General features: G+C 60.5%; 7 protein-coding genes. 5 read left to right on the forward strand and 2 right to left on the reverse strand.

Annotated elements, in window-relative coordinates; translation table 11 throughout:
• From GC125_RS01110 to GC125_RS01130, 5 genes are all read left to right on the forward strand, one after another.
• On the forward strand, positions 1-2336 hold a 2336-nt coding region (locus GC125_RS01110; RefSeq protein ID WP_151983359.1), incomplete at its 5' end, for an ATP-binding protein.
• Positions 2337-2878: 542 nt separating this feature from the next.
• Entirely contained in the window at positions 2879-3283 is a 405-nt protein-coding gene (locus tag GC125_RS01115) for a GIY-YIG nuclease family protein (protein ID WP_151983360.1), read from the forward strand.
• A gap of 1 nt (position 3284) precedes the next feature.
• Positions 3285-3968: a DUF2971 domain-containing protein gene (locus tag GC125_RS01120; protein WP_151983361.1), complete on the forward strand. Its 684-nt coding sequence runs from the start codon at positions 3285-3287 to the stop codon at positions 3966-3968.
• 36 nt (positions 3969-4004) lie between these two features.
• Entirely contained in the window at positions 4005-6962 is a 2958-nt protein-coding gene (locus GC125_RS01125; protein ID WP_151983362.1) for a TrlF family AAA-like ATPase, read from the forward strand.
• Positions 6963-7029: 67 nt separating this feature from the next.
• On the forward strand, positions 7030-8583 hold the full coding sequence (locus tag GC125_RS01130; protein ID WP_151983363.1) for a hypothetical protein: 1554 nt from the start codon (positions 7030-7032) through the stop codon (positions 8581-8583).
• A 311-nt stretch (positions 8584-8894) separates the two neighbouring features.
• Here the strand turns inward: GC125_RS01130 and GC125_RS01135 are convergent, their stop codons facing one another.
• Both GC125_RS01135 and GC125_RS01140 read right to left on the reverse strand, forming a co-directional pair.
• On the reverse strand, positions 8895-9527 hold the full coding sequence (locus GC125_RS01135) for a tyrosine-type recombinase/integrase (RefSeq protein ID WP_151983364.1): 633 nt from the start codon (positions 9525-9527) through the stop codon (positions 8895-8897).
• A 567-nt stretch (positions 9528-10094) separates the two neighbouring features.
• The gene (locus tag GC125_RS01140) at positions 10095-11366 is read right to left on the reverse strand and encodes a molybdopterin molybdotransferase MoeA (RefSeq protein ID WP_151983365.1); all 1272 of its coding nucleotides are present in this window, start codon (positions 11364-11366) and stop codon (positions 10095-10097) included.
• Positions 11367-11397: the final 31 nt, after the last annotated feature.

The following is an 11397-nucleotide window of genomic DNA, read 5'->3' on the forward strand; positions in this document are numbered from 1 at the left end:
AAGCAGGCGTTGGCAAATCCCGACTGGTGCACGAATTCGTCGGCTCGCTTGGCTTCAAGGCCGTCACGATCATCGAAGCGGGCGCCGAGGAAATCAACGAGACTGTCAGCCACGAGCTCGTTAGGCGTCTCTTCCTGTCCCTTTTCGGCCTGTCCGGTGACGAAGATGCGGCAACGACTATGCGCGCGATCGATCGAAGCGTGAGCGCTTTCAAGCTCGACGAGCGACATCGAACCGCCTTTCTCTACGCTCTCGGCCAGGCGATCGACAACCCCTCATGGGCGCAAATGCAGGGGGCCGAGCGTGCCTTGCAGGTGCGCGAGGCCTGTCTTGCGGCGGTCCGCGGCGCCGCTGCGAAAAAGCCGCTTCTGATCCTGCTGGAAGACATGCATTGGGCGGATGCCTTGAGCCTTTCGGCCGTGCGCCAACTCATCGCCGGCATTGCGGGCCACCGGATCCTGTTGCTGTTGACATCGCGGCCGGGGCTCGACGCCGCGTGGGATAAGACGGGAAATGCCGCGGTCAGCGTCACGACGATGCGCCTCGCTCCGCTTTCCGAGGAACAGGGCCGCCGACTGGCGACATCCCTTATTGGCGACGATCCCAGCCTGCGCGATGTTCTTCAGCTAATATCCGAGCGCGCGGCCGGCATCCCACTCTTCATCGAGGAGATTGTCGGCCAGTTGCTTCAGCTGGAATCGCTCGTGGGCGCGCCTGGCGAGAGGCGTCTGATGAACGCCTCTCGGGATATTTCTCTGCCCGCCACCATCCAGTCCCTCGTGGCCGCCCGCATAGAGGGCATCGATCCGACCGCTCGTCTCCTGCTGCAGGCGGCGTCGGTCATCGGCGCGGTTGCTCCACGCGCCTTGCTGAAGCAGGTGTCTGGAACCGCTGAGGCCTTCGAAACGGCTCTGATGCAGTTGCGCCGGGCTGAACTGTTGTTCTTCGAGCGTGACGACGTCGAGGAACGCTACGTCTTCAAGCATGCGCTTATGCGCGAAGCGACCTACGCGTCGCTCGCCGCCGCTGATCGCAAGGCATTGCATGCCCGGACCCTGGCCGCCCTGTGCGAAACGGGTAACCCGAACCGTGTCGACAACCCCGAGGTCCTTGCGTACCACGCAGTGCGGGCCGAAGACTGGGAAAGCAGCACGACCTATCTGGTGGCCGCAGCCGACCGCGCCATCGAGCACTCGGGCTATGCGACCGCGGCGGAGTTCCTCGAGCAGGCCGTAGACACGGTAGCGCGGCTTCCTCATTCGCTGGACAACATCGCCACTGCAATCGACATTCGGACGCGCATGCGCGTGGCCTACATGGTCACCGGCCAGTTCGACAAGGCGATCCGGCGCCTGTCGGAAGCGCAAGCACTGGCCCGCGACAGCGGCGACACGGTGCGGCTCGCAGCCACGTTGCTGCACACAAGTTATGTCTTTTCGACCTACGGTCGCACCACGGAAGCGCTCGCGGCCGCAGCCGAAGCCCGCCATGTCGCCCTGATCAGCCTGGTTGACCGATACGTCGCCGAAGCCGATCTCGCCGCGGCACAGGCCCATATGATAATCGGCGCAGCGCGGCCCGCGCTGGAACTTCTGCTTCCGCATCGCGATGCCTTCACCCAACGTTGGGCCGACAGTCATCTTGGCTTTCTGATCACGCGATCCGTCTGGTATCGCGGCTCGCTCGCTTCGACCTTCGGTCTGCTCGGCAGAACTGCGGAGGCCGAAAGCGAGATTATCCAGTCGATCGGCCTTGCCGAGTCGACCGGACGGCCGATCGACCGCTACGCGGCTGGTTATTTCGAGAGTCTCGTGCGCATCGTATCGGGCTGTGATGAGCGATATCTGGAGAGGCTTGAGGGGCTGGCGAAGGAGAGCAGCGAGCGGGCGCCTTTTCCGTTTCATCCATGGCTCACTGCAACCCTCGGACACGCGCAGATCGCCAATGGAAACTTGGATGAGGCCCGTGTGACCCTGGAAGCTGCGCTTGAACTCGCTGAACACGCGAACATGCCGCACTTCATGGTCTACGCATCCGCGATGCTCGCCATTGCCAATGCCCGGCCGGGTGATGGAGCGAGCGTCGACGATCTACACGACGCCCTAGATGCTGCCCGTGTTACCGCAGACATGTGGATCGAGCACGAAGTTTTGATGGCGCTGGCGTCGATTTGTGAGGAACAGAATGCTTCCAACTGCGTCCGGCAGGCAGTCAAAGTAGCAGACTGCGCGGGATACGCGATCTTCGCCGCCCGCGCTTCTGCCAAGCTAGCGGCTGCCATGCTAACGGCAAAGGATCGCCAGACCGTCGAGCGCGACCGAGCGAGACGCTTGTGAGCCTCAACTAATCTCGAGACGGGGCACTCTGCATTCGAAATCTACGCAGTTTGTTCGCAAGATCAATAGCACCTTTCACTGCGTAGCAGTCCCCAAAGCCTGCCTTTCCGTTTCCGAACCCGGCTCGGTCGTTGGCGTCCGGTCCAGCAATCGTCCTTGGGAAATGTTTTCCCAGAACCGCTTTGGGGCCGCATCCTGACGGTCCGCTTTTGGGAAGCGCTTGGCAGTTAGCTGCCGTTTCGGGTCCGCCTTGTCAGGCGAAGTTTGCCTGGTCAGCACACGACCCCTTGTCTGCCATTCGCTGTTGACACTGGAAATCCCGAAAGCTGTCAATCGCACGATGAACAAGCCACTCCGCGGCGGCGATTTCGGGGGATGCGTCCAAAATGAGACGCTGACATTTGAAGCGCTATATGGCACCCAAGTAAGTATAATTACATACACCCGAAGAAAACTCAGGATCGACAGAGGGGCGATCGATGCACCCACGGTTTCTAGAGAAAATTGAGGGCCTTCACGCGTCGTACGAGAAGCTAGTGGCGATGACGCCGCACACTGGTACACCGCCACCAACAAAGATTCCCGTTAGCGGCGTCTACCTGTTTAGCGAAGGTGACGAGCCTCTGTACGTAGGGCGTTCAAATCGTCTGCGTGAGCGCTACTTCCTCCACACCCGAAAAGGGTCGCGCCACAACCAGGCAAGTTTCGCCTTCCGGATTGCAGCCCAACTGCTGGAACTTCCCGCCGCTCGCTATACGAGGGAGGGTGGTCGCAAGGAAATCGCCCTCACGGAAGATTTCATCCGGGAGTTTGCTACAGCCAAGATGCGTATCCGCAACATGAACTACCGCTATGTTGAGGAAACGGACCAGACGCGGCAGGCGCTGCTTGAAATCTACGTCGCAACCGTTCTGAACACCCCGTACAACGATTTTCGGGCCCACTGACATGCGGCGGCTCTACCACTTCCTAAAGGGCCCGTATGCGGTCGCCGCCATCGAGAAGCGGCGCTTACGCATCTCTCGCATCGAAGACCTCAATGACGCCTTTGAATTCATAGGTATCGCGCTCGACGAGAAGCGCGACCGGATCCACCTGTCCTCGTATCGCCGCCGGCTAGACATGGAGCAGGGCATTATCTGTATGAGCGAAACGTGGTCGAAGCCGCAAATGTGGGGACACTACGGCGACAGCTTTCGCGGAATGGCGCTGGGGTTTGATGTTTCGGAAGAGGACTTTATCAAAGTGCGGTACCGCAAAACCAAGCCGCGGTTGGCCGACCTCGGCCTTACTTCTTATGCCCAAATCGGGCCCGAACACTTAACGAAGTTGATGCGGATAAAGTCTGACGGTTGGGCATACGAAGAAGAGTGGCGCTGGCAACTACCGCTAGCGAATCCTCAAATTATCCACGGTCAAACTCATTACTTTCAGCCGTTCGGCCCCAACCTGCGGTTGAGGGAAGTCGTCGCCGGTCCGAAATTCCGCGAGCGTTCATACGAGCAGATGCAGGAGATGGTAAAGGGAATGGGCGTCGAGGTGCTGTTGGCACGCGGCGACTTCGCCAAATTCGAGATCACCCGTCAACGCCAACTCAGTTTGTGGCCGCCTGTCGGTCAGCAGACTTCATAACGGCGAACTGCTAGCTTTGGGCGTTTGGGGAGACATATGGGGAATTCGGGATCACGCTGGCTACGTTGGGAGCCGCATATTCATGCGCCGGGCACAGTTCTCAATGATCAGTTCAAGAGTACTGATACCAGGGCGGAGTATCTCGCCCGAATCGAGGCAGCCACGCCCCAAATACGCGCGCTTGGCGTCACCGACTACTACTTGCTCGACACCTATGAGGAAATTCGGGCCGCCAAATATCGCGACAATCGTCTGCCCCGCGTCGATCTGATTTTTCCAAATGTCGAGCTGCGCCTCGCCTTCGGAACGGTCAAGGGCAATTGGGTCAATTGTCATCTCCTTGTCAATCCTGAGGCGGCCGATCACGTCCAAGCGACGCAGCGCTTCCTCGCCCAGCTGACCTTTGATGCTTTCGGCGATCGTTTCACCTGTACACCCGAGGATCTGACCCGTCTGGGCGAAAAGGTCGATGCGAGTCTGTCCGGCCGGGCGGCGCTCGCCCGGGGCGCCACACAATTCAAGGTGAGCTTCGAACAGCTCGTCGAAGTCTATCGTGCAGTCGGCTGGGCGCACCAGAATATCCTCATCGCCGTGGCTGGAAGCGAGCATGACGGCACCTCCGGCATGCGGGGCGAGGCGGAAGGGGCACAACGCCAAGAGGTCGAGAAATTCGCGCATGTCATCTTCTCGAGCAGCCCCAGTCAGCGAGACTACTGGCTTGGTCGAAAGACCACTGAAGACGATATCCGAACCCGCTATGGCGGGTTGAAACCCTGCCTACATGGCAGCGACGCGCACGAGCCGGCCAAGATCGGCGTGCCGGACGGCGACCGCTTCTCCTGGGTCAAGGGTGGCGCTCATTTCGACAGTCTGAAACAGGCTGTCATTGATCCCTCCGGACGCGCCTATGTCGGTACGGCGCCGCCGACACGCGCGACGCCTTCGCAGGTCATTGCCCGCGTTACACTCAACGATGCGGACTGGGCATGCACTCCTCGGCTCGATCTCAATCCCGGCCTGGTGGCCATCATCGGCGCCCGCGGCTCTGGCAAGACCGCCCTGGCCGATGCCATCGCCGCCGGGTGCGATGCCGCCTCTGGTCAGCTGAGCGCGGCCTCGTTCCTGGTCCGAGCCGGCGATCTTCTGTCGGACGTGAGCGTGCGGCTCGATTGGGGCAGCGGCGATCCGTCTGAGCGCGCCCTTCTCGACTACGAATATGATCCGGAGCTCGACGGCCGCTTTGCCCGCGCGCTCTACCTGTCACAGAAGTTCGTGGAGGAGCTTTGTTCGGCCGACGGCATGACGGATGCGCTGCTCGCCGAAATCGAACGCGTCATCTTCGAGGCCCATCCCGAAAAGGACGGCACGTTCCGCTTCGATCAGCTCCTCGAGCTTCGCGCAAACCGTCATCGCCTCGCGCGTGAGCGGGAGGAAGAGGCCATCACATCGCTGTCCGATCAGATAGGCCTTGAGCGCGAAAAGCGGCGGCGGATCGCAGGGCTCAAGCAGCAACTGTCCCAGAAGGAGCAGACGGTAAAGGGGCTAGAGGCGGATCGGGACAAGCTCATCGTCAAGGGCAGCGAAGCGCGGGCGGCAAGCCTCACACTCATCGCCAACGCCGCTGAAAAGGTCCGATCCTATGTGCGGTACTACGTCAACCAGGAGAGCGCGTTGCTGTCCCTGCATGACGAGGTCACGGCGTTCCGACAGAACAAGGCGCCCGAGGCCCTGCGCGTCACCAAGGCCAGTTTCGTCGCAACGCGCCTCGAGGACAGCGACTGGGCCGCTTTCCTTCTCGAATACCATGGTGACGTCGACGCTGCGCTGAAGGCAAAACTGGACGCCGCGCAACGCAATGCCGCCAACTGGCGAGGCACAAAGCCGACTCCGACGAGCGACGTGAACCAGTCCTATCTGGCCGAGGGCGTTGACCCGATGAAGTTGCCACTTGCCGTCCTTGAGGCCGAAGCTGGCCGATTGCAGGCCCTCATCAACGTCGATACCGAGACGGCCGCCAAGTTTGCCGGCCTGATCAGACGGATCGCGGAGGAAAACACCCAGATCGACGAACTGCGAACCACCATTGCCGATTGCGAGGGCGCCGCCGAGCGAATGCGGGTGCTCAGTCAGCAACGTCAGGCCACCTACCTGCGCGTCTTCGCGTCGATCATCGCGGAGGAACATGTCCTTCGCGATCTCTATAAGCCTCTGGTCGACCGGCTACAGGCGGCCGAGGGCACCCTGCAGAAGCTGTCCTTCTCTGCCGCCCGCAAGGCGGACGTCAAACAGTGGGCCGCGCTTGGAGAAAAGCTGTTCGACCTGCGACGTGCCGGTGACTTCAAGGGCAAGGGCTCGATCGAGCAGTGGGCGAATGCACACATTCGCAATGCCTGGGAGGCAGGCGATGTGGCTGCCATCGACGAGGCGCTGCGGCACTTCACCGACGAATGGCAGGACGAACTGATGGCGGTTGCCAACGTGTCCGCCGATGATGCCGCCGGCCATCGGGCCTGGCTCATGCGCTTTGCCAAATGGCTGTTCAGCAGCGACCACATCCAGATCGAATACGGGATCGACTACGAAGGCACCGACATCACTAAGCTGTCTCCGGGCACCCGCGGCATCGTCCTTCTGCTGCTCTATCTTGCGCTGGATGAGGCAGATCACCGGCCTCTGATCATCGACCAGCCGGAGGAAAACCTCGATCCTAAGTCGATCTTCGACGAGCTGGTCACCCTGTTTGTTGCCGCCAAGGCCAAGCGGCAGGTCATCATGGTCACTCACAATGCGAACCTCGTCATCAACACCGACGCCGACCAGATCATCGTTGCGATCGCCGGATCGCATAGTCCTGGTGAGCTACCGCCGATCACCTACCTGTCAGGCGGACTGGAGGACGCTGACATGCGAAAGCACGTCTGCGATATTCTGGAAGGCGGCGAAGCGGCGTTCAAGGAGCGCGCGCGCCGCCTGCGCGTCCGGCTGGACCGCTAGTCCGCTCGTGGCCCATTAGGATTTCACCGCCACGGGCGCGGCGCGGCGCACAACTGAAAGCAGCGTCATGAAGCCGGAATCAGGAACGAGAGGTCAGAACGAATTTTCCGGCTGGTGCGAGCCGGAGCAATTCCATGTCCAGCGATCCGACCCGGACCGTCTCGGCTGGGACTTTATGCTCGAAGCCGATCCTGATCGATCAACTGATGTTCCTCTTGACCAGCAGAACGAGCTTCCGAAATTTCTCGTGCAGGTCAAAGCGACCGAACATGCGTCGACAATCCCGCGCATCAAACTCTCGGCGCTGAAACACCTTGTCGACGCTGACTTGCCCGCAGCGATCGCGATCCTCTTCTATTCAAAGGGTGGACGACGTTCGGTACGCCGTCTAATCGTTCCCGTCGATGAAGCAGTGATTGAGGACACCTTGCGCCGGGTGCGCGAGCAGGAGGCGCAGGGCAACCGCGCCATTCATACCATAAAGGTGCCGATCCCTACCGAACGCGCCCTAGAGATTGGTTGGGACGGGGAGGGGCTGTCGGCCGCCTTGCATGCCATGCTGGAAGGCCCCTTCGGCGACTACGTCGCGAGGAAGAGTCATTTCCGAAAGACCTGCGGTTTCGATGATGAACCAACGGTTGGCCGCTTCTTCATTCCCGGCCTTGATGGCCAGCATAAGCTGGGCGAGCTCTTCCTCGGCGGCCGACGGGAGCTTGAGGTAAATCACCTGACGATTGAGCGGCGGCGGTTCGGCATCGCTCTCGGCAACGACCTGCTCTATTTCCGCGATGCAATCCTCGAAATGAATGCGCCGCCGCTCCTTTACGCTTCGATTGAGCTCGAGTCGGACGCCGGTGAATGGATCGCCCTGCCTGTCGACGTTTTTGTGGTTCCGCCCTTCGTGGATGACCGCGAACACTCGCCGATCCGGCTGGCGAACAAATTCTTCGACGTCGCCCTAGACTTTGAAAAGGAATGGGCCGCGATCACCTTCAACTATGCCGGCGATCGCGAGGTCGACCTGGAAGAGGCGGTATCGATCGTGCAGGTTGGCGCCATCCTGGCTCGACCGAAAAAAACGCTAACGATTCATTTCAAAGATGCGCACATCGTGCTTCCCGCGACGGACGAGCAGGGCCCGTTCAGTCACTGGATACCAGTGGCGCCAACGCTGCGCCGAATCTGCTCGGCAATCAGTCGATCGGCGCGCCGGCCGCAAAGTCCGCTTCGGCTGGCGACGTTTTATGACTGGGTGGAGGAACATCAAGAAATCCTGGCGCTGGGTTCGACGCCGGGGGTCAACCTATTCTTCCCACGCTGGTCCGAGGACGGCATGGTCGATGAGCAGGACATTATCCTCACTCCGATGTCGGTTGAGCTGGCGGGCCTACAATACACTGCCCTCGTCGAGATCCCCATCATCGCGGCGAGCCGCGACGATACGGAAATCAAGATTGTTGGCGGTCAACCGCATGTGGTCGACGACGTCATCCGCGCTCCGGGCGCCGATACCTCGGATTTCCTCGACCTTGCCGTCGAGTCCTCCAAACGCCGCCGCAATATCAACGGGCCTGCTCTCGTCGCGGGCGGCATCGAGCCGGCAAAGCCCGTACAGCGGTAGCGTTGGGTCTGTTCAGGTGGTGCAAGTATAATCGCGGTTTGCAGGCCCTGTGGGCGACATGGAGTCCTACGGGCCTCAGCCAAATTTGGCGTTCGTGTCTCTGCTTCTCGCTGCAGAATGGCAGCTATCTGTACAGTTGGTGTCAAAATCTTACGGTCCGCTTTTACGACGCCCGATCCGGCAATCGAAGGACGGCCACTTTTTCAATTCTCAACCTAGAAGCTGCCCGACCGGAAACCACCCCGAAGTGGCCTATCATAACGCAAGCCGTGAGCGGCCATCCGCGCTCGGGTCCGGATGGCCGCTCTACGTCAGATCTCGGTTCTCTCGGCCAAGAGGAGCGCGTCCTCCACGTCGACGCCAAGGTAGCGGACCGTGTTCTCGATCTTGGAGTGACCAAGCAAGATCTGGATGGCGCGTATGTTCCCTGTCGCCCGATAGATCATCGAGGCCTTCGTGCGCCGAAGCGAGTGCGTGCCGTACTCCTCCGAACGCAGACCAATCGCGGTCACCCATTCGTCGACCAGCCGCGCGTACTGCCTGGTGCTCATGTGGCGGGAGTGGTCGACCCGGCTCGGGAATGCAAAGTCCTCGATCGAGCCTCTACGTCGTTCGAGCCACGCCAGAAGGCTGGCTCTCACGTCGCCAGTGATCTCGAACTGGACGGGACGACCGGTCTTCTGCTGAACAACGATCGAGCGAGTCCTGATCACTGTTCCGGCGACCACATCGCGGATCCTGATCTTGACCAGGTCACACCCGCGAAGCTTGCTGTCGATTGCCAGATCGAACAGCGCTCTGTCCCGAACGCGTCTCTCGCGATCGAGGAAAAAGCGAATTGCCCAGATCTGCTTCTGGGTGAACGGTCGCTTGGTGCCGACCTTCTTTCCGGCGTTCCAAGGTGCGCGCTCGCGGCTGGCATCATCGAATATGGAATGGCCCATGTGAGTTCTCCTCGGCCTTGATTGGCCAAGAGAGAAACGCCGCAGGTCACTGCCCGCTGAGGGGCCGTCTCCCGACGGTCCGCTTTTGGGCGACGAGGACCGAATAGCTGCCGTTGAGGGCGAGCTGATCTCACCGGCGCCTTGCGATCTCATCTCGGACTTGGATAGCATCATCTTCCGAAGATCGGGACAAAGCTCACCGTTGGCGCGGCAATCGGTACCGAAAGGTCAGCGTTGCGCCCCGCCCCTTTGGCGGACGGCTTAGAATCTCATCGCCAACTTTCATTTCTCCATACAGAACGTCGCAACAGGTCGGCATCGCGTGTTTACGGCCGGGATAACCGCCTAGCCTGCGGTGCAGCCAACCAGCATTCACATCAGTAACGGGCAAATCTCGCGAAGCGGCTTCCGATAGGACCCGATTGAGCTCTGCGACGAAATCATCTGTCGTGGGCATTTGCGGCCTCTATGCAGTTGACTTTCAACATGCGGGGCGCCGGCGGAATCTTGGATAAATACGCAAGAGTTGGTGACGGAGCTCATTGGTGGTTTAGCCCTATTCGCTCGTCAATCGAAGATGGGTTCGTAAAGGATCGTATCGCCATTTTTGATCCTGCTCGTTTGCGGCGTCAGAAGAGCGATGCCATCAGCATCGGCAAGCGATCGAAGGCTCGCGGTGGAGCCACGTCCAAGCATTTTGACAAGCCCTGCTTGACCATTCGGGGCAGTACTAAAGGAAACCGGGACGAACTCTGTTCGTCCAAGTGGTTTGTCATAATCAAAATCTGCAGTCGCGGGCTGCCAGGTTGGGTCAACCTCTTTCAAGCCTGCAAGCCGACGCAGTGCTGGCAACGCGATCATCCGGAAGGTAACCAGTGCGGCATTCGGGTTTCCTGGAAGGCCAAAAAAGAGGCTTCCATTGAGCTTGCCGACCTTCAGCGGCTTGCCGGGCCGCATCGCGACTTTCATGAGGTCGAAGCTGCCGCCCTCATCGAAAATTGCACCGGCTATGTGGTCGGCATCGCCGGCCGAGACGCCGCCAGTCGTGATGAGAGCATCGCAGTGCTGTGCCGCTTCTCTCAGCGTCGTCGCAATCAGGCGACGGTCATCGGTCACTATGCCGAAGTCGACGGTTTCCACCCAAGGATAGGCATCAAGAGCTGTTCGAAGCATGACGCGGTTGGTATTGAAAATCTGATGGTCAGCCCGCGGCATACCCGGTTCCACAAGCTCCGAGCCCGTCGAGACCAGACCGATCCGTACCTTCCTGATCACATCGATCTGGCTCGATCCCTGACCCGCGAGCAGTCCCAGCATCCGGGACGTCAGGGCCACACCGCTTTTCAGCAGAATGTCGCCGATCTTCACGTCTTCCCCTGCTTTGCGAATATGGCGGCCGAGAGCTGGAAGTTCCCGAAGGATGATATGGTCGCCATCGACCTCGCAGTGCTCCTGCATGACGACAGCATCGAGTTCGTCCGGCATTCGGGCGCCGGTCAACACTCGCCAGGCGCCGTCACCGGTCGATACGGGCGCATCGCCCGCTGCAATTCGCCCCTGGATGCGGATGCGCCACGGAGCCGGTCCCCGCAACGACTGCAGGCGCACGCCATAGCCATCCATGGCCGACATATCGAACGGGGGCGATGGGAGCACCGCCGACGCCTCAAGGCAGAGCACGCGGCCTCTGGCCTGAAACAGATCGACGCGTTCTGTCTCGCTCAGCGGAACGACCGCAGCGATCGATTTCGCCGCGGCAACGTTCCAAGGGATGACGGCGCCACTTGCGCCAGCACCGCAATCTTGAGGCGAAACGGACGGTTCCGGTCGTACTTTCATTGATCGATCCCCCAGCCAAGTGGAAACGCCG

This window comes from Rhizobium sp. EC-SD404, assembly GCF_902498825.1.
Classification (GTDB): Bacteria; Pseudomonadota; Alphaproteobacteria; order Rhizobiales; family Rhizobiaceae; genus Georhizobium.

Excerpts from the sequence above, each read along its gene's own strand:
- GC125_RS01115 (WP_151983360.1), top strand. The coding sequence starts at position 2,879 with ATGACGCCGCACACTGGTACACCGCCACCAACAAAGATTCCCGTTAGC.
- GC125_RS01120 (WP_151983361.1), top strand. The coding sequence starts at position 3,285 with ATGCGGCGGCTCTACCACTTCCTAAAGGGCCCGTATGCGGTCGCCGCC.
- GC125_RS01125 (WP_151983362.1), top strand. The coding sequence starts at position 4,005 with ATGGGGAATTCGGGATCACGCTGGCTACGTTGGGAGCCGCATATTCAT.
- GC125_RS01130 (WP_151983363.1), top strand. The coding sequence starts at position 7,030 with ATGAAGCCGGAATCAGGAACGAGAGGTCAGAACGAATTTTCCGGCTGG.
- GC125_RS01135 (WP_151983364.1), bottom strand. The coding sequence starts at position 9,527 with ATGGGCCATTCCATATTCGATGATGCCAGCCGCGAGCGCGCACCTTGG.
- GC125_RS01140 (WP_151983365.1), bottom strand. The coding sequence starts at position 11,366 with ATGAAAGTACGACCGGAACCGTCCGTTTCGCCTCAAGATTGCGGTGCT.